Annotated in this window: 16 protein-coding genes; 9 read left to right on the top strand and 7 right to left on the bottom strand. The window is 65.6% G+C overall.

The features are described from left to right. Positions 1 to 88: 88 nt before the first annotated feature. A complete protein-coding gene (locus DM373_RS04635; protein WP_110992449.1) occupies positions 89 to 718 on the bottom strand; it encodes a TetR/AcrR family transcriptional regulator in 630 nt (209 codons plus the stop codon). Positions 719 to 903: 185 nt separating this feature from the next. Between DM373_RS04635 and DM373_RS04630 the strand changes: the two genes are divergently transcribed. Beyond that, positions 904 to 2,001, top strand: a complete 1,098-nt coding sequence (locus DM373_RS04630) for an efflux RND transporter periplasmic adaptor subunit (protein WP_110992448.1) — start codon at positions 904 to 906, stop codon at positions 1,999 to 2,001. A gap of 6 nt (positions 2,002 to 2,007) precedes the next feature. Continuing rightward, on the top strand, positions 2,008 to 5,073 hold the full coding sequence (locus DM373_RS04625; protein ID WP_110992447.1) for an efflux RND transporter permease subunit: 3,066 nt from the start codon (positions 2,008 to 2,010) through the stop codon (positions 5,071 to 5,073). Positions 5,074 to 5,247: 174 nt separating this feature from the next. Here the strand turns inward: DM373_RS04625 and DM373_RS04615 are convergent, their stop codons facing one another. From DM373_RS04615 to plsB, 3 genes are all read right to left on the bottom strand, one after another. Beyond that, a complete protein-coding gene (locus DM373_RS04615; RefSeq protein WP_110992446.1) occupies positions 5,248 to 5,934 on the bottom strand; it encodes a DUF4197 domain-containing protein in 687 nt (228 codons plus the stop codon). Positions 5,935 to 5,968: 34 nt separating this feature from the next. Then, positions 5,969 to 6,367, bottom strand: a complete 399-nt coding sequence (locus tag DM373_RS04610; RefSeq protein ID WP_110992445.1) for a YbaY family lipoprotein — start codon at positions 6,365 to 6,367, stop codon at positions 5,969 to 5,971. Positions 6,368 to 6,568: 201 nt separating this feature from the next. Further along, positions 6,569 to 9,058 carry a glycerol-3-phosphate 1-O-acyltransferase PlsB gene (gene plsB, locus DM373_RS04605; RefSeq protein ID WP_110992444.1) on the bottom strand — a complete coding sequence of 830 codons (2,490 nt, stop codon included), beginning with the start codon at positions 9,056 to 9,058 and terminating at the stop codon, positions 6,569 to 6,571. 229 nt (positions 9,059 to 9,287) lie between these two features. On the opposite strand from plsB, the gene DM373_RS04600 reads away from it, so the two are divergent. Further along, a complete protein-coding gene (locus tag DM373_RS04600) occupies positions 9,288 to 9,497 on the top strand; it encodes a cold-shock protein (RefSeq protein WP_110992443.1) in 210 nt (69 codons plus the stop codon). 64 nt (positions 9,498 to 9,561) lie between these two features. Here the strand turns inward: DM373_RS04600 and DM373_RS04595 are convergent, their stop codons facing one another. Genes DM373_RS04595 through dapE form a run of 3 tightly spaced genes read right to left on the bottom strand, consistent with a single transcriptional unit; the run spans position 9,562 to position 11,922 of the window. Continuing rightward, entirely contained in the window at positions 9,562 to 9,939 is a 378-nt protein-coding gene (locus DM373_RS04595) for a hypothetical protein (protein WP_110992442.1), read from the bottom strand. 19 nt (positions 9,940 to 9,958) lie between these two features. Continuing rightward, positions 9,959 to 10,771 carry a putative RNA methyltransferase gene (locus tag DM373_RS04590; RefSeq protein ID WP_110992441.1) on the bottom strand — a complete coding sequence of 271 codons (813 nt, stop codon included), beginning with the start codon at positions 10,769 to 10,771 and terminating at the stop codon, positions 9,959 to 9,961. Continuing rightward, positions 10,771 to 11,922, bottom strand: coding sequence for a succinyl-diaminopimelate desuccinylase (gene dapE, locus DM373_RS04585; RefSeq protein ID WP_110992440.1), 1,152 nt, complete (start codon positions 11,920 to 11,922; stop codon positions 10,771 to 10,773). Before dapE ends, DM373_RS04590 begins: the two co-directional genes overlap by 1 nt. Before the next feature lie 234 nt (positions 11,923 to 12,156). Between dapE and DM373_RS04580 the strand changes: the two genes are divergently transcribed. From DM373_RS04580 to DM373_RS04555, 6 genes are all read left to right on the top strand, one after another. After that, positions 12,157 to 12,810 (top strand): DUF1120 domain-containing protein, encoded by a 654-nt coding sequence (locus DM373_RS04580; RefSeq protein ID WP_110992439.1) that lies wholly within the window; start codon positions 12,157 to 12,159, stop codon positions 12,808 to 12,810. A gap of 70 nt (positions 12,811 to 12,880) precedes the next feature. Next, a complete protein-coding gene (locus tag DM373_RS04575) occupies positions 12,881 to 13,531 on the top strand; it encodes a DUF1120 domain-containing protein (protein WP_157966807.1) in 651 nt (216 codons plus the stop codon). Positions 13,532 to 13,661: 130 nt separating this feature from the next. Continuing rightward, positions 13,662 to 14,384: a fimbria/pilus chaperone family protein gene (locus tag DM373_RS04570; protein ID WP_110992437.1), complete on the top strand. Its 723-nt coding sequence runs from the start codon at positions 13,662 to 13,664 to the stop codon at positions 14,382 to 14,384. 1 nt (position 14,385) lies between these two features. Then, positions 14,386 to 16,779 carry a fimbria/pilus outer membrane usher protein gene (locus DM373_RS04565; protein WP_110992436.1) on the top strand — a complete coding sequence of 798 codons (2,394 nt, stop codon included), beginning with the start codon at positions 14,386 to 14,388 and terminating at the stop codon, positions 16,777 to 16,779. A gap of 11 nt (positions 16,780 to 16,790) precedes the next feature. Next, the gene (locus DM373_RS04560; RefSeq protein ID WP_167409797.1) at positions 16,791 to 17,921 is read left to right on the top strand and encodes a DUF1120 domain-containing protein; all 1,131 of its coding nucleotides are present in this window, start codon (positions 16,791 to 16,793) and stop codon (positions 17,919 to 17,921) included. Between the two features lie 28 nt (positions 17,922 to 17,949). Beyond that, the gene (locus DM373_RS04555) at positions 17,950 to 18,594 is read left to right on the top strand and encodes a DUF1120 domain-containing protein (RefSeq protein WP_110992434.1); all 645 of its coding nucleotides are present in this window, start codon (positions 17,950 to 17,952) and stop codon (positions 18,592 to 18,594) included. The last annotated feature ends 36 nt before the right edge of the window (positions 18,595 to 18,630 follow it).

The following is an 18,630-nucleotide window of genomic DNA, read 5'->3' as shown; positions in this document are numbered from 1 at the left end:
TCAAAACCAACACACTCAGCGCCAAACGCCAAACGCCAAACGCCAAACGCCAAACGCCAAACGCCAAACGCCAAACGCCAAACGCCACCTAGCTCCGATAAGCCCGAACAAACACCTCAACCGCCTCCCGCACATGCACCTCCGCCTCATCCCCCGTCAGCGCCGGCGCACACCCGATCAGCAACCGATAATCCGGCGCCCCCTTCACCAGGCAGAAGAACTGCTCCGCCGCCCGTAACGGATTGTCGATCCGCAGCAACCCCCGCTGGTCGATCCCGCGCAGCAGCGCCTCCATTCCCGCGACCACCCGCTTGGGCCCGGCCTCATAGAAGTAATGCCCGAACCCCGGATCCTGGCTGCTCAGGGCAATGATCAGGCGGCTGAGCTGGACCGACTCGTCCGCGCTGATCAACGCCTGGAACCCACGGGCGATATTCAGCAGCACATCCATCAGCGCCGCGCCCTCGGGGTACTCGAAGATCAAATCGGGCAATTGCGCCTGGCAGGTCGCCATGACCGCCGCGCCGAACAGCGTCTGCTTGTCGGTGAAGTGGCTGTAGACCGTGAGTTTCGAAACACCTGCCGCCGCAGCGACCGCATCCATGCTGGTGTTGGCATAGCCAAGGCTGAGGAACAGCGACTTGGCGGCTTGGAGGATGGCCTCGCGCTTGGCCAGATCCTTGGGCCGGCCGGGGCCGATGGGTGCGTCAGTGGGCATGTGCAATCGTTACCTGCTGGGAAAGGTGACCATCTTACCGGGTCGCGGACGATCCGGCTGTAGCGTGCGTCGCACCGTTATTATGGTTTTTCTCTGGGCAGACCGCTTCCCGGCGCGGATGCGCTGACTTAATATACTCGCCAGTATAAATATTCGATGCGCCCCTCTGCCAAAGGTCCTTCATCATGTTGCGTCGTGCGTTGTCCCTCGCCTTGCCCGCTGCCCTCGTGCTGCTGGCCGCCTGCGGCCAGGAGGCCGCGCCACCTGCTGCGCCGCGCCCGGCCCTGGTGGTCCAGCCCCAGCCTGCGGGCGCGTCGGCAGACAGCTACCCCGGCGAGGTGCGCGCCCGCTTCGAGCCCGAGCTGGCGTTTCGCATCGGCGGCAAGGTGAGCAAACGCCTGGTGGAGGAGGGGCAGCGGGTCAAGGCCGAACAGGCGCTGGCCGAGCTCGATCCGCAGGACGTGCGCCTGCAACTGGAGGCCAACCGTGCCCAGGTGGCCGCCGCCGAAGCCAACCTGGCGCTGGTGCGCACCGAACGCGAACGCTACCAGAAGCTGCTCGACCGCCAGATGGTCAGCCATTCCCAGTTCGATAACGCCGAAAACCTCTACCGTGCCGGCCTCGCTCGCCTGAAACAGGCCAAGGCCGAATTCGAGGTGGCCGGTAACCAGGCCGAGTACGCCGTGCTGCGTGCGCCCCAGGCCGGGGTGATCGCCAAGCACCAGGTCGAAGTCGGCCAGGTGGTGGGCGCCGGGCAGACCGTGTTCACCTTGGCCGCCGACGGTGAACGTGAGGTGGTGATCGGCCTGCCCGAGCAACAGTTCGCCCGCTTCAGCGTCGGCCAGGCCGTCAGCGTGGAGCTGTGGTCGCACCCCAACGCCCGGTTCGAAGGGCGGATCCGTGAGCTGTCGCCGGCCGCCGACCCGCGTTCGCGCACCTTTGCCGCCCGTATCGCCTTCACCTCCGGCAACGCCCCGGCCGAACTCGGCCAGAGCGCGCGGGTGTTCATCGCCCACGCCGAACACGCGCCGCTGGCGGTGCCGCTCTCGGCGGTCAGCGCCGAAGCCGGGCAGGCCTATGTGTGGCGGGTCGGCAAGGACAACCGGCTGGAGCGCGCGGCGGTTCGCCTGGGGCCTTATGGGGCCGACAGCGTGCCGGTGCTCGAGGGCCTGCAGGCCAGCGACTGGGTGGTCGCCGCCGGCGGCCATGTGCTGCGCGAAGGGCAACAGGTGCGGCCTGTGGACCGCAGCAACCGAGACGTGAACCTGACGGCCAAGGAGTAAGTCCCGATGGGTTTCAACCTTTCCGCCTGGGCGCTGCGCAATCGCCAGATCGTACTGTTCCTGATGATCCTGCTGGCGGCTATTGGCGCCATGTCCTACACCAAACTGGGGCAGAGCGAGGATCCTCCCTTCACCTTCAAGGCCATGGTCATCCGCACCTTGTGGCCGGGTGCGACGGCCGAAGAAGTGTCGCGCCAGGTCACCGAGCGCATCGAGAAGAAGCTGATGGAGACCGGCGAGTACGAGAAGATCGTCTCGTTCTCCCGGCCAGGTGAGTCCCAGGTCACCTTCATGGCCCGCGATTCGCTGCACTCCAAGGACATCCCCGAGCTGTGGTACCAGATCCGCAAAAAGGTCGCGGACATCAAGCACACCCTGCCGCCCGAGGCCCAGGGGCCGTTCTTCAACGATGAGTTCGGCACCACCTTCGGCAACATCTACGCGCTGACCGGCGAGGGCTTCGACTACGCGGTGCTCAAGGACTATGCCGACCGTATCCAGATCCAGCTGCAGCGGGTGAAGGATGTCGGCAAGGTCGAGCTGATCGGCCTGCAGGACGAAAAAATCTGGATCGAGCTGTCCAACGTCAAGCTGGCCACCCTGGGTGTGCCGCTGGCCGCGGTGCAGCAGGCACTGCGTGAGCAGAACGCGGTAAGTACCGCCGGCTTCTTCGAGACCCCCAGCGAGCGCCTGCAACTGCGGGTCAGCGGGCGCTTCGACAGTGTCGAGCAGATCCGCCAGTTCCCCATCCGCGTGGGCGACCGCACCTTCCGCATCGGTGACGTCGCCGAGGTGCAGCGTGGCTTCAACGACCCGCCCGCGCCGCGCATGCGCTTCATGGGCGAGGACGCCATCGGCCTTGCCGTGTCGATGAAGGACGGCGGCGACATCCTGGTGCTGGGCAAGGCCCTGGAGGGCGAGTTCGCCCGCCTGGCCGAAGGCTTGCCGGCAGGCATGCAGTTGCGCAAGGTCTCCGACCAGCCGGCGGCGGTGAAAGCCGGCGTCGGCGAGTTCGTCCAGGTGCTGGTCGAGGCGCTGGCCATCGTCTTGCTGGTGAGTTTCTTTTCCCTGGGCCTGCGCACCGGGCTGGTGGTGGCCCTGGCGATCCCGCTGGTGCTGGCCATGACCTTCGCCCTGATGCACTACTTCGGCATCGGCCTGCACAAGATCTCGCTGGGCGCGCTGGTGTTGGCGCTGGGGCTGCTGGTGGACGACGCGATCATTGCCGTGGAGATGATGGCGATCAAGATGGAACAGGGCTACGACCGCCTCAAGGCGGCCAGTTACGCCTGGACCAGCACGGCCTTCCCGATGCTCACCGGCACCCTGATCACGGCGGCGGGCTTCCTGCCGATCGCCACGGCGGCGTCGAGCACCGGCGAGTACACCCGCTCGATTTTCCAGGTGGTGACCATCGCCCTTTTGACCTCGTGGGTGGCGGCGGTGGTGTTCGTGCCCTACCTGGGCGAGCGCCTGCTGCCGGACCTGGCCAAGCTGCATGCGGCGCGCCATGGCAGCGACGGGCATGCGCCCGACCCCTACGCCACGCCGTTCTACCAGCGCGTGCGGCGGGTGGTGGAATGGTGCGTGCGGCGGCGCAAGACGGTCATATTGCTGACCATCGCGGCGTTCGTCGGCAGCATCCTGCTGTTCCGCTTCGTGCCCCAGCAGTTCTTCCCGGCCTCCGGGCGGCCAGAGCTGATGGTCGACCTGAAGCTGGCCGAAGGTGCTTCGCTGAACAACACCGCCGAGCGGGTCAAGCAACTGGAAGCGCTGCTCAAGCAGCAGGACGGCATCGACAACTACGTGGCTTATGTCGGCACCGGCTCGCCACGCTTCTACCTGCCCCTGGACCAGCAACTGCCGGCAGCGAGCTTCGCCCAGTTCGTGGTGCTGGCCAAATCGTTGGAACACCGTGAGCGCTTGCGCAGCTGGCTGATCGCAACCCTCGATGAGCAATTCCCCGACCTGCGTTCGCGGGTCACCCGCCTGGAGAACGGCCCGCCCGTTGGGTATCCGGTGCAGTTCCGCATTACCGGCGAACATATCGAGAAGGTCCGTGCCCTGGCCCGCGAGGTGGCGGCCAAGGTGCGCGAGAACCCCCATGTGGTCAACGTCCACCTGGATTGGGAGGAGCCGAGCAAGGCGGTGTACCTGGACATCGACCAGGACCGCGCCCGCGCCCTGGGGGTGAGCACCGCGCACTTGTCGAGCTTCCTGCAGAGCTCGCTGACCGGCAGCACCGTCAGCCAGTACCGTGAAGACAACGAACTGATCGAAATCCTCTTGCGCGGCACCCCTGAAGAACGCCGTGAGCTGGGCAACCTGGGCAGCCTGGCGCTGCCCACCGACAACGGTCCGAGCGTGGCGCTGTCGCAGGTGGCCACGCTGGAGTATGGCTTCGAGGAAGGCATCATCTGGCACCGCAATCGCCTGCCGACGGTGACCGTGCGTGCCGACATCTACGACAAGGAACAGCCGGCCACGCTGGTCAAACAGATCCAGCCGACCCTGCAGCAGATCAAGGCGCAGCTGCCGGACGGCTATCTGCTGGAAGTCGGCGGCACGGTGGAGGACTCCGAGCGCGGCCAGCGTTCGGTGAATGCCGGCATGCCGCTGTTCATCGTGGTGGTGTTGAGCCTGTTGATGATCCAGCTGCGCAGCTTCTCGCGGATGTTCATGGTGTTCCTCACCGCGCCTTTGGGGCTGATCGGCGTGACCTTGTTCCTGCTGGTGTTCCGCCAGCCGTTCGGTTTCGTCGCGATGCTCGGCACCATCGCCCTGGCGGGCATGATCATGCGCAACTCGGTGATCCTGGTGGACCAGATCGAGCAGGACATTGCCGCCGGGATGCAGCGCTGGCAGGCGATCATCGAGGCCACGGTGCGGCGCTTCCGGCCGATCGTGCTGACCGCGCTGGCGGCCGTGCTGGCGATGATCCCGTTGTCGCGCAGTGTGTTCTACGGGCCGATGGCGGTGGCGATCATGGGTGGTTTGATCGTGGCCACGGTACTGACGCTGCTGTTCCTGCCGGCGCTGTATGCGGCGTGGTTCAGGGTGAGGAAGGACTGAGTCACGCACTCTGTGGGAGCGGCTTTAGCCGCGAAGCAGACGACGCGGTGAAGGGCACCGGCTTTGCCGGTGTTCGCGGCTAAAGCCGCTCCCACAGGTGAATCCGAACCCCTGTAGGAGCGGCCTTGTGCCGCGAATGGGCTGTGCAGCAGCCCTGAGGGTCTCAGATCAGAATCACAGCGCGCCGAACACCTTCTTGGCCAGGCTGGTAGCAGCCCCGGCCGGGTTCTGGCGAATGCTTTCTTCCTGCTTGCCGATCATTTCGAACAGACCGTCCAGCGCCTTCTCGGTCACGTAGTTCTCGATGTTGGCGTCATCCTTGATCAGCCCCAGGCCCTTGGCCTGCCCGGCGAAGCTGTTGTACTGCTGGGCCAGGCCGACCTTGTCGGTGGCCTGCTTGACGATCGGCAGGAACTTGGCGCGGATCTGCTCGCGGCTGCTCTTGTTCAGGTACTGTGTGGCCGAATCCTGACCGCCGCTGAGGATGCCCTTGGCATCGGTCACGGTCATCTTCTTCACCGCATCCACGAGGATCGCCTGGGCCTGCGGCACGGCTGCTTCGGCAGCCTTGTTCATGCTGGCTTCCAGGGCGTCCACCTGATCACCCTTGCCGAACATCTTCATGGCCTTGGCGGCCTTGCCGAGGTTGCCTGGCAGCTCGATGCGCACGTCGGGGTTGTTGCTGAAGCCGCCTGGGGTGCTCAGTTGCTTGACAGCGATCTGCGTGCCTTGGGTGAGGGCGTCCTTCAGGCCGCCGCTGGCGTCGCTTTGCGACAGGTCGCCCAGCGACAGGGCCAGGGCACTGGCCGACAGCAGCACGCCGGCACACAGGGTGGTGAAGCGCAGGGAGGTGCGGATCATGGATATTTCCTTATGGGCAATGAGGAGCGGGGGCTCAGCGGACCGGGTCGACCTTGATCCGCACCGGCTGCTGGTCGCTGCCGTCGAGCATCACGCCATGGTGTTCGGTATTGATGAACAGCAGCTTGCCGTCCAGTTCGATGCGCGCGCTCACCGCGTAGCGGTGGCCGGGCTTGATCTGGGCCGGGTCGTAGGTCAGGTGGAAGGGCAGTGGCACGTTGCCTTTGACCGGGCCATTCTGGCTGGCCAAGGTGACCGCCGGGGCGTCCATCAGCGACACGTCCTGCAGGGCCACGTTCAGGGTGGCGGCTGGCGGCAGGGCGATGCGCTGCAGGTAGAAGACTTCGCCATCGAGGCTGGCGTGGTTCGACGGGGTGTTGCTGGAGCACGCTGCAAGCAGGGTGGCGCAGCACAGGGTGAAGAGTTTTTTCATGGTATCTCCGGTGTACATGGAGCTGGCTTGTGGCCAACACCGGGGACTTTAGCGGATTTTTGCCTGGCATGCGGCTTTCGGTACGGGGCCGCTGTGCGCCCCATCGCCGGCAAGCCGGCTCCCACAGGAGTCAGCGCCCCCTGTGGGAGCTGGCTTGCCGGCGATGGGCTGCGCAGCGGCCCCGTACGCACCAAGGCCAGTTCACTCGGAAGGCGCAGGCTCCGGCGTTTCATCGCGGTGCAGCGCCACCTGGCGAATCGACAGACGCAACTCCGCCGACAGCACACGCTTGGCCACGCCTTCGGCCAGTTCGGCCAGTTTGTCGTGGTAGCCCAGCTTGCCGTTGCCGTCGGGGCGCAGCACCCCTTCGCGCACCAAGGTCTGGATAAAGTGGCGGAACAGGGTCTTGTCGAAGAACTCCGGGGCGTTGAGCCCATGCAGGATCGACAGGCGCTGGGCCATCATCACGCAAAGCTCCTCCAGTTCTTCGGCGGTCAGCGTGTGCTGCCCGCTGTTGAGCAGCAACGAGGTGGCCATGTAGAAGCGCTGCAGGGTCTGGGTGATGGTGCGTGCCAGCAGCGTCAGCAGCACGAACTGCCGCGAGCTGGGTGCCGGGCGCAGGTACACGCCGTTCTCGAAGCGCAGCAGGCCTTGCTCGACCAGCGCCGCCAGCCACTGGTCGATGACCTCGTCCAGTTGCTCGGGCGCCCAACGCAGGAACAGCTCGGCCTGCAGGTACGGGTACAGCGCCTTGACGTACTGCCCGACCAGCTCGCGGCTCATGCGCGAGCTGCTGAGGAAGAAGCTCGCCAGCAACCCCGGCAGGGCGAAGATGTGCAGGACGTTGTTGCGGTAGTAGGTCATCAGCACCGCGTTGGCTTCGTCCAGATACAGGATGCGGCCCAGCGCATCCTTCTGCTCGGCCAGCAGGTCCATGCCCAGCACATGCTTGATCAGCGCACTGCCGTCGCCTTCTGGCAAGGTGGTGTGGGGCGAGTAGGGCACCTGGCGCAGCAAGGCCAGGTACAGGTCGAGCACACGGGTCAGGGCGCGCTCATCGAGGGCCATGCGGCTGGTCGACAGCAGCGCCAGGGCCACCAGGTTGACCGGGTTGATCGCCGCCGCCTCGTTGAGGTGGCGGGCCACGGTTTCGCCCAGGCGCGTGGTGGTGTCGTTGAGCCAGTCCGGGCGGAACTGCGGGGCCAGTGGCTGCTCGCGCCAGCCGGGCTGCTGCGCGTCGAGGAAACCGGCCAGGCGGATCGGTTCGCCGAAGTTGACGTACACCTGGCCAAAGCGCTGCCTGAGGGCACCGAAGACCTTGAAGATATCGAAGATCGACTCTTTCTTCTTGCTCGCGCCACGCAGCTCACCCAGGTAGGTGCGGCCTTCCAGCACCCGCTCATAGCCGATGTACACCGGCACGAACACGATCGGTGTACGCGACGAGCGCAGGAAGCTGCGCAGGGTGATCGCCAGCATGCCGGTGCGTGGTTGCAGCATGCGCCCGGTGCGCGAACGCCCGCCCTCGACGAAGTACTCCACCGGGAAACCCTTGGTGAACAGGGTGTGCAGGTATTCGTTGAACACCGCGGTGTACAGCGGGTTGCCCTTGAAGGTGCGGCGCATGAAGAAGGCACCGCCGCGGCGCAGCAGGCCGCCGATCACCGGCATGTTGAGGTTGATGCCGGCAGCGATGTGCGGCGGTGTCAGGCCATTGCGGAACAGCAGGTAGGACAGCAGCAGGTAGTCGATGTGGCTGCGGTGGCAGGGCACGTAGATCACTTCGTGGCCCGGGGCGATGCCCTGCACCTGCTCGATGTGGTTGACCTTGATGCCGTCGTAGATCTTGTTCCAGAACCAGCTGAGCACCACTTCGAGGAAGCGGATCGCGGTGTAGGTGTAGTCCGAGGCGATCTCGTTGCCGTAGTGCAGTGCCTTGGCTTCTGCCTTGGCGTAGGGGATCTTCTCGCGCTCGGCCTCGTCGCTGATGGCCTGGCGCACCATTGGGTCGTGCACCAGGCCCTTGACCAGGTTGCGGCGGTGCGAGATGTCCGGGCCGATCACCGCGCTCTTGAGGTTGCGAAAATGCACGCGCATCAGGCGCTGGGCCATGCGTACGGTGCGCTCATGGCCTTTGTTGTGGCCCACCAGCTCGCGCAGGTGGATAGGCGCGGAGAATTGCACCCGGGTCTTGCGCCCGAGGATGAGGATGCTCAGCAGCCGGCGCAGGCGACCGGTGACCGCCCAGCTATCGGCGAACAGCAGTTTCCAGGGGCTCGACTCGCTGGCCGGGGTCTGGCCCCAGAACACGCTGACCGGGATGATCTGCGCGTCTTCCTCGGCATGCTGGCTGATCGCCGCGACCAGGCGCTCCAGGGTCGGTGGCGCGCCCCGTTTGTCGTGGCGGCCGAGCCAGTCCGGGTCGGGGGTCAGGTAGAAGAACCCGGCAGGCTCCTGCAGCGGGCCGACCGCCACCGGCAATACCGGGCGCGGCAGCCCCGCTTTGGTGCATTCGTGGTCGATCACGGCCAGATCGGTCAGCGATGGCGAGGGCAGGGCGTAGAACACCGGGCGGCTGCGGTCGAGCTTGAGGGTCAGCGAGGACTGGTTGATGGTCTCGGAGCGCACCCATAGGTACAGCACGCGGCGCAGGGCGCCGAAGATCAGGCGGCGCAGGGGGGAACGGGTCATGGGGTAGTGCCCTGGGTGAAAAGTTTCGGTGTTTTTCTGGACGTTAGTCTGCCGTATCTGCGTAAGTTCAGCAAAAATCGGCAAAAATCAGGGCTGTAATGAATTTTTTTTGTTCCCTGTCATATACTCGGCCTGCCGCTTGCTTACTATTTGAGCAAGCTGCGACGGCAGGGGCGGTGAGCCCATGCCAGCAAGGCGATCTTCAAAATAAAAATCCGGAGTAGTGCAGATGTCGTCTCGTGAGACTGGGAATGTGAAGTGGTTCAACGATGCCAAAGGTTATGGCTTCATTCAGCGCGACGGTGGTGCGGATGTATTCGTCCACTATCGGGCTATCCGCGGTGAGGGGCATCGCACCCTGGTCGAAGGGCAACAGGTGGAGTACGCACTCGTGCAGGGCCAGAAAGGCCTGCAGGCGGAGGATGTAGTCGGGCTCTAAGCCACTGACTACACGCTCAAGCTGCAAGTTGTCCGTGGAACTTGCAGCCTGATGCGATCATTTTTCAGTGTGTGCGCCAGGTGATTTCCTCTTCACCGTCGGCGCTGATGCGGATCCAGCGATCGGCATCTTCTTCCCCTTGTTCCTCTGTCCAGCTACCCGGTGCACAACGTACTTCGACGTTGAGTGCGGCGAATGCCGCGTGGGCGCAGGCGATGTCATCGGCCCATGGGGTCTGGTCGCTTTCCAGGAGCAGGCTGTTCCATTTCCCCACAGCCTTCGGTAACCAGGTGACTGGAATGTTACCGGCCGTGCACTTGAAGGTCTGGCCTTTCTGCTTCCATTCGCTGCACGGGCCCAAGGCCTCGGCCAGCCAGGCGGCGATCTGCTTGTGATCGACGTCGGCGTCCTTCAGGTAAATCTCGATATCGGGTTGGCGCATAAGGGGCTCCGGGGTGTGCTCAGGCTTGGCGCACGAAATAGTCATAACGCATGGAAACCGTGACCTCGAACGGCTCGGGCTGGTCGATCACCCGGGCGCGTTTCTCGGCGCTGGCGCGCCAGCCGTGAGGGGTCATGGCCAGCAGGTCGGCGCGGGCCTGAGGCTCGGCCAGGCTCAGGCGGAATTCGAGCACTTCACCATGGGCGTGGGCCATGCCCTCGGGGACCAGGGCCAGGTGCTTGTCATCGGCGTAGGGGCGTACTTCATCGTAGAGCACCTCGCGCAGTTCCATCAGGTGGCCGCTGGTCGGCCCGACCCGCATCAGGCCGCCGCCGGGGGCCAGCAGGCGCCGGGCCTCGTCCCAGTCGAGCGGGCTGAACACGCTGGCGATGAAGCCGCAGCTGGCGTCCTGCAGGGGCACGCGGGCCATGCTGGCGACCATCCAGGTGACCTGCGGGGCGCGTCGGCAGGCACGCTTGACTGCCTCGCGGGAGATGTCCAGGGCGTAACCCTCGGCCTGTGGCAGCGCCTCGGCCAGCTGGGCGGTGTAGTAACCCTCGCCGCAGCCGATGTCCAGCCAGGCGTGCGGCTGGCGCTCGGCGGCCAGTTGCGCCAGGCGGCGGGCCACCGGCGCATAGTGGCCGGCGTCGAGGAAGCCGCGGCGGGCTTCGACCATGGCCTGGTTGTCGCCGGGGTCGCGGCTGTTCTTGTGCTGCACCGGCAGCAGGTTCAGGTAGCCCTGGCGGGCACGGTCGAAACGGTGGCCGGCAGGGCAGGCCACGCCGTTGTCGAGCCGTGCCAGGGGGGCCTGGCAGAGTGGGCAGGCGAGCATCAGGCGAGCAACCGCACCAGGGTCTGGTAGTAGATCTCGGTCAGCAGGTCGAGGTCGCTGGCCAGGATGCGCTCGTCCACCTGGTGAATGGTGGCGTTGACCGGGCCGAGTTCGACCACCTGGGTACCCATGGTGGCGATGAAGCGGCCATCGGAGGTGCCGCCGCTGGTGGACGGCTGGGTCTCGCGGCCGGTGACCGCCTTGATGCTCGAGGCGACCGCGTCGAGCAGCTCGCCCGGCTCGGTAAGGAATGGCAGGCCCGACAGCGCCCAGTCGATCGACCAGTCCAGCTGATGCTTGTCGAGGATCGCCGCGACGCGCTGTTGCAGGCCTTCGACGGTCGACTCGGTGGAAAAGCGGAAGTTGAACAGCGCGGTCAGCTCGCCCGGAACGACGTTGGTGGCACCGGTGCCCGAGTTGAGGTTGGAAATCTGGAAGCTGGTCGGCGGGAAGAACGCATTGCCTTCGTCCCAGTGTTCGGCGGCCAGTTCCGCCAGGGCCGGTGCGGCCAGGTGGATCGGGTTGCGCGCCAGGTGCGGGTAGGCCACGTGGCCCTGCTTGCCGCGAATGGTCAGCTTGGCGCCGAGGGAGCCACGGCGGCCGTTCTTGACCACGTCACCGAGCAGGGTGGTGCTCGACGGCTCGCCGACGATGCACCAGTCCAGGCGCTCGTTGCGCGCCTTGAGCAGCTCGACCACGGCCTTGGTGCCGTGGTGGGCCGGGCCTTCCTCGTCGCTGGTGATCAGGAAGGCGACCTTGCCACGGTGGTTCGGGTAGTCCTGCACGAAGCGTTCGCTGGCCACCACCATCGAGGCCAGGCTGCCTTTCATGTCGGCGGCGCCGCGCCCGCACAGCATGCCGTCGGCATCGATCAGCGCCTCGAACGGCTCATGCTGCCATTGCTGCACCGGGCCGGTAGGCACCACGTCGGTGTGGCCGGCGAAGCACAGCACTGGGCCGTCCTGGGTACCGTGGGTGGCCCAGAAATTGTCGACATCTTCGAAACGCATCGGTTCGAGCTGGAAGCCGACGGCGCCCAGGCGGTTCATCATTTGCGCCTGGCAGTCGGCGTCGACCGGGGTGACCGAGGGGCGGCGGATCAGGTCGCAGGCCAGTTGCAGGGTGGGCGAAAGCTCGGCGGGGGCCGTCATGGGGGAACTCCGAAGGCAAGGCAAGGCAAGGCGGGCATTGAGGGGCAATAGTCTAAAGCAAAAAGCGGCGGATCTGTGGGACGGGTAGGAACCGGAGCTTGGGAAAAGATGACATTCCGATAGGAGATTTCCCACGGTCGCTGGGAAATTGCCAGTGATGTGGCCAAGAGCCGGATCCCTACCATGGGCCCTGCATCAAACATCTTTCCTTGACTCGCTTGATCGGACTACACAATGAACAAATACGCTCCTCTGCTTGCTGTGTGCGCAACCCTGCTCGGCAGTGCTTCTGCCCTGGCGGCTTCCTCCACCGATGTCAGCGTCACCGGCATGATCACTCCGGCAGCCTGCACCCCTTCGCTGAGCGGGGCAGGCAGCTTCGATTTCGGCAAGATCTCGGCGCAGGATCTGAACCAGGATAAGGGTACCGTCTTCGAAAGCTCGTTTCAGCGCCTGACCATCGCCTGCAGCTCACCAACCCGTTTTGCCATTGATGGCATTGACAATCGATCTGGATCTGCCGCTGCAGCCCACCCTGCGAACTATGGCCTGGGCCTGAATGGCACTGAGAAGATCGGGTACTACTCGCTGCAGATTCCATCGACGGGCCTCAATGCTGATGGCGATACTGACGTGACGCGTATGCAATCCGGCAACGGCGGCAGTAGCTGGTCGATGGTCGGCAGTGCCTTCCCCCTGTTCCTGTTCCATCGTTCGAGCCCCCGCCTGAGTGGTTTTGCGGTGCAGGGGGCTGCCGAGCCAAGCCCGATCAGCACGCTCTCAGCTGATCTGCAAGTCAGGATGGTCATCGCCAAGGCCAGCGGTCTGACGCTGACCGACGACATCAATATTGATGGCTCTTCCAGCATCGAGGTGACCTACCTGTGATCCGTAGCGGATGGAGCGAGATTTCCGTCCGCTCGGCAGGTCGTCGGCCTCTGTTCAGGGAGAGCGCTCCATGACAGCTTCACGTCTGTTCCTGCTGCTGGCCAATACCGCCCTGGTGTCGCTCTCGTTCGCCAGTTCGGCGAGCGAAGTAAACGTCACCGGCACGATCACTCCGTCCGCCTGTGTGCCGTCGCTTAGCGGTGAGGGCAGCTTCCACTACGGCAAGATCGGCTCCATTGAGCTGCACCCGGTGCACCGTACGCAATTTGTGTCCACTAGGCAGTTGCTGTCGATCACTTGCTCGGCGCCCACTCGTTTCGCCCTTCGCGGCATCGATGGGCGCTCGGGTTCCGCGGAGTGGCCCGTGCAAGACCGGCATTTCGGCCTGGGCATGAACGGCGCGCAGAAGGTGGGCACCTACTTCGTGCTGGTCAAGGCCGAAGGGTTGGCCCTGGATGGCAATACCCAGGTCGTGCGCCTGCGTAGTGCTGACAACGGTGTCAGTTGGCAACGGGTGCCGACGTCAGACAGCCCCTTGCCCAACGATGGAGGCGCCGGGTTGATCGGCTTCGCCCTTGCCGGTGGCGTCGAACCTTCTGCGACCCGCTTGCTCAAGGCGGTAATAGAGGTGGACATGCACCTGGCGCCGGGCGAGTCGCTGACCTTGACCGACGAAGTGCTGATCGACGGCGCCGCCACCCTGGAAGTGTCGTACCTCTGACGTTCTTCGTGCCTTCCGGCCCTCGCAGTCCCTGAGCCGCACCAAGACGGCAGGGGAGGGCCTTTTTCCTCTCTTCATTTCACCCGGTTGCCCGCGGGCGGCCGGCTCACGCCTGGAGTTTGCCGTGCAAATGATCCCTCGCTGCCTGTCCCGGTCCTTGCTGGCCGGCTTGCTGGCCCTCTGTTCTTCGTCGCTCGCCTGGGCCGACGGCATGATCCCGGAAACCTCCGTGGTCATCGTCAACGAAGCGGACGGTGAAGCGTCCATCAAGGTGCGCAACAGCGACAATGCAACTGCCTTGTTGCACGTCACCCTGCAGGACCTGCCGGAAGACACCGAACCCCTGCTGTTCCTGTCGCAGCCCGTCTGGCGGGTAGAGTCTGGCAAGGAGCAACTGGTGCGCTTCATCCTGCGTGGCGAAAAGCCCCTGGCCACCCAGCGTCTGAAACGGGTGATTTTCGAGGGTATTCCCCAGTCCCTGGAAACCAAGGCCCAGGGCCTGGCCAAGGTCGGCGTCAGCGTGCGCCAGAACCTGCCGGTGATCATCCACCCCAAGGGGCTGGCGCCCAATCGAGCGCCCTGGACCGAACTGCAGTGGCGCCTGGCCGATGGCAAGCTGAGCGTGCACAACGGTTCGCCCTACGTGGTGCGCCTGGCTCAGGAATTGAAACTGCTGCCCAGTGGGCAGACGGCACGTTTGCCGCGCAGCTACGTGCTGCCGGGCGATACCCTGGAGATCGCCTTCGACGGTGGCCTGCAAGGCTCGCCGAACAAGATCCGCTCGTACCCGGCGACGGTCTACGGCTTTGCCGTCGATGCCCACGAGGCCCCGTTGCAGGCGGGTGGTGCCTGAGATGCGTGGGCAAACCGCCGGCCCTTGCGTCGGCCTGTTGGCGCTTGCCGTAGCCCAGACATTGGCCGCACAACCCGTGGCTTTCGATGCCGAGGTGCTGCGCTTGCGCGGTATCGACCCGAGCCTGGCGGCCTACTTGAGCGAAGCGGCGCGTTTTCCGCCAGGCACCCACCGAGTGAGCCTGACCGTCAACGACCAGCCCCGTGGGCGGGTGGATGCGCGCTTCGATGCCGCCGGCCAGTTGTGTTTCGACCAGCGCCTGCTCGATGCGGCCCGCTTGCAGCTGCGTGAAGGCGACAGCGCCAAACAGGCTGGTTGCGGGGAGTTTCTCGAGCAGTACCAGCAGACCCTGATCAGCCTCGATCCACAGGCCGAGCGCGTCAGCCTGGTGGTGCCGACCCAGGCCCTGCGCCCCGTCGAGGCTGGGCCGGACTTGTCGGCGTACCACACCGGCGGCATGGCCGGCATCTTCAACTATGAGCTGTCGGGTCTGCGCAACCGTTTCGAAGGGCGCGACAGTGACTACTGGTCGGCCAGTACCGAACTGGGCTTCAATGCCGGCGACTGGATCGTGCGCAGCCACCAGATCCATACCGCGGTGGATGGCGTGCGCCGCAGCGAGTTTCTCGACGCCTACGCCCAGCGGACCTTCGCCGAACTGGGCACGGTGTTCCAGGCCGGGCAGATCAACCTGGTCAACCCGGTGCTGGCCGGGGCGCGGGTCGATGGCCTGCAATTGAGCACCGAGCAGGCTCTGGGCGGCCCCGCGCGGCGTGCTGCCATCGAAGGCATCGCCCAGAGCCAGGCACGGGTCGAGGTACGTCAGGCAGGCGCGCTGATCTACTCGACCGTGGTGCCTGCCGGCCCCTTCGCCCTGGGCGAGCTGCCGCACCTGGACCGTCTCACCGACCTTGAAGTGACGGTGATCGAGGCTGATGGCATGCAGCGCAGCTTCACGGTGCCGGCGGCCATGGTGGCCTTGGACATACCTGCCCCGGGTTTCAACCTGGGCGTGGGGCGCGTGCGGGAAAACGCCGATGTCGCCGCCGACCCCTGGGTGCTCAGCGCAGGCTGGACCCAGGGCTTGAGCCCGGTCACCACCCTGAGCAGCGGCGTGCTGATGGCCAGCGAATACGAGGCGGCTGGCGTGGGTGTGGGCTTGCAACCCTGGTTGGGCTCGCAGGTGCAGTGGATGATCCAGGCGGCCAGCGCACATGAGTCTGACTCGCGCGGGCTGCAGAGCCAGGTTTCGTTCTCCCAGCAACTGACCCCGCAGTGGGCCATCAATGGTGCCTATACCCAGCAGACCCAAGGCTACCGTGACCTGCTGGAAAGCTTTGCCCGTGACGACGATGCCTTCGAGTCGAGTCGCTTCAAGCACCAGTACAGCTTCGGCTTATCCTGGGCCCAGCCTTGGGTCGGCAGCCTCAGCGGTGGGTTTTCCCGGGCTGCGCTGCATGACGGCAGCGAATCCAGCCGCGCTTATGCGTCCTGGGGGCGGCGTTTCGCTGAGGTGTCGTTGTCGGCCAGCATGGAGTGGAACCTGGGGGGCAGCAGCAACCTGGGCAATGCCGCTTACGTCAGTGTGAGCATGCCGTTGGGGCGCGAACGTCGTTTGCGCGCTTCGCTGCGCGAGAGCGGCGGCGACAGCCGCCTGGGCCTGTCGATGCAGGAGCGGGTCAGCGACACCCTGAGCTACCGCCTGGGCGCCGAGCGTGACAGCCGCGACCGGCTGGTGGACCTGAATGCCGGCCTGTCGGCCTTGCCACGCTACACCCAGGTGGACCTCAACTACGCCGGCTACGGCAAGGGCAACCGCAGTATCGGCCTGGGCATGCGCGGCGGTGTGGCGATGCACGGCGAGGGCGTGACCTTTTCCCCCTACGCGGTGCAGGACACCTTTGCCCTGGTGTCTGTGGGCCAGTTGTCCGGGGTGAAGCTCGATACGCCGGCCGGCCCCACCTGGACCGACGGCGATGGCCAGGCGTTGGTGGCGCAACTGACCCCCTATGGCAGCAGCACGCTGGAAGTGCAGCCACGTTCGTTGCCGCGCAACGTCGATCTGGACAACGCTGTCGAGCGGGTCCAGGCCGGGCGCGGCGCAGTGCCACGGATCGATTTTCGCGTGACCAGCACGCGTCGGGCGCTGCTGCAGGCCCGCGACCAGGCCGGCGAGCCCTTGCCGGGCGGCGCGATGGTTACCGATGGCGAGGGGCAGTTCGTCACGCTGGTGCAGGAGGGCGGGCTGGTGTTCGTCCATGGCCTGCAGGAGGCCCGGCGGCTTTGGGTCAACCCGGTCGATGGCCCTGCATGCGAACTGCAATTCAGCCTGCCGCAGCAAGCGGATCTGGACGCCTATTTCGAATCCACCACGGCCCTGTGCCGCATCCCTTGATGGAGCCAGCCATGCGATCGTTTCGATGTTTCATTCTGGCGTTGCTCGCCGCTTTCGGCCTGTTACCGACGGTCGGCCAGGCCGATGACTGCCAGGTAACCCTCAGCCAGCCTCTGGTGGATTTCGGCCGTTTCAACCGCACTACCCTCATCAAGCATGCGCAAGAGCTTGAATTGGGCATGCGCAGTGTTGGCCTGACCGTGACCTGCGCACAGGCTCAGGATTTGTCGCTGTTCTTCCGTGCTGGGCAGCACAACGGCACAAGATTCGCCCTCGGTGAGCAGGGCAGTTTCGCCTTGCGTCTGGACCAGGCGCTGCTCGATGGCGCACCCGTGGAGCTGGGCCGGTTCAGTGCCCCCGGGCAGGCGGCGCAGGCCAGTGGCAGGGCGCTGGACTGGTTGCCGCAGACCTGGCTGGCGCCCGTGCATGCCGGGCAGGCCGTGCCAGGGCGGGTGTTCAGCGCCCGCCTGGAGGTAAAGGGTTGGGGCGTTGCGGCGATGCTGGGCGTGACCGACGCGCTATCGCTGCGCGCTGCAGGCCAGGTTGAGGCTGCTGGCGGCAGGGGCCATCTCGATGTAACGGCGGCCATCGCGCCCGTAGCCTGCACCCCGCAACTGGGTAATGGCGGGGTGGTGGACTTTGGCCTTATTCCCGCCCGGCAGTTGGCGCAGGAGGCCGGCAGCCGCTGGCAGCGAAGCGTATCGCTGAGCGTGCGTTGCGACGCGCCAACCCGTTTCGCCTTGAGCGCCCGTGACAACCGCTCATCCAGCGTGAGGCCCTTCCCCGGGCTGGTCGACCCCGCGCTGCTGTTCGGTGTGGGCAGGACCCGCGCGGGGCAGGCGCTGGGCGCCTATGCGGTGGCGTTGCGCAATGTGGTCGCTGACGGGGCTTCGGTCTCGGCGCTGCAGGCCCCGTTCGGCGCGCTGCAATGGCTTTCGCCCATTGGCCCGGCCTACCTGGCGCCTGACCGCCGCCTGCTCGGCTTCGCCCCAGACAACGCACGCCAGGCAGGCCCCGCGGCGATGACCCAACTCAACGCCAGCCTTGCGGTGGAGCTGTTCCTGCCGGCGGCCAGCGCCCTGACCCTGGACGAGGAGGCACCCATCGATGGTGCCGCGACCCTTGAAATCATCTACCTCTAGGCACCACGACTGATAGGAAGCAAACACCATGAAACCCCAAGCCCTGACGATGCTGGCCCTGCTGATCGCACCCTGGGCGCATGCCCAATCGACCATCGAGCTGAACGTGCGCGGCAGTGTGACCCCCGCCTCCTGTACGCCGGCACTGACCAGCGGCGGGGTGGTGGATTTCGGTCGCATTTCCGTGCAGGACCTGAGCAAGACTCAGCGCACGATGCTCAAGGCCCGCCCCATCGGCTTGAGCATCAGCTGCGACGCGGCCACCCGTTTTGCCTTGCGCATGCGCGACAACCGCGACGGCAGCGCCCTGGTGAACAGTGGCATCTACTACGGCCTCGGGCTGGACAAGCGCGGCAACCGCATCGGCCTGTACGAGGTGCAGTTCGACCCACGGCGCATCCAGGCCGATGCCATCACCCAGGTCTATATCACCGATTCGACTACCGGCGGGCGTGGCTGGCATTCGGCCGACCTGCAGATGGACCGGATCGGCAGCAACGACATGCTGCTGGGGTTCAGTGACACCCTCGGCAGCACTGCCGGGCCGGTGCCGATCCGCGACCTCACCGCGACCCTGATGGTGCAGGTGGTGGTGGCGCCGACCGAAACGCTGGACACCAGCGACGACATCGCCTTTGACGGTGAGGGAACGATGGAGGTGGTGTACCTGTAAACGTTGGCGCCGATACCGCGCAAAGGTATCGGCGCC

The sequence above is a fragment of the Pseudomonas sichuanensis genome (genome assembly GCF_003231305.1).
GTDB classification, from domain to species: domain Bacteria; phylum Pseudomonadota; class Gammaproteobacteria; order Pseudomonadales; family Pseudomonadaceae; genus Aquipseudomonas; species Aquipseudomonas sichuanensis.
Note: the sequence above shows the minus strand (reverse complement) of the source record. Positions and strands in the feature narration are given on the sequence as shown.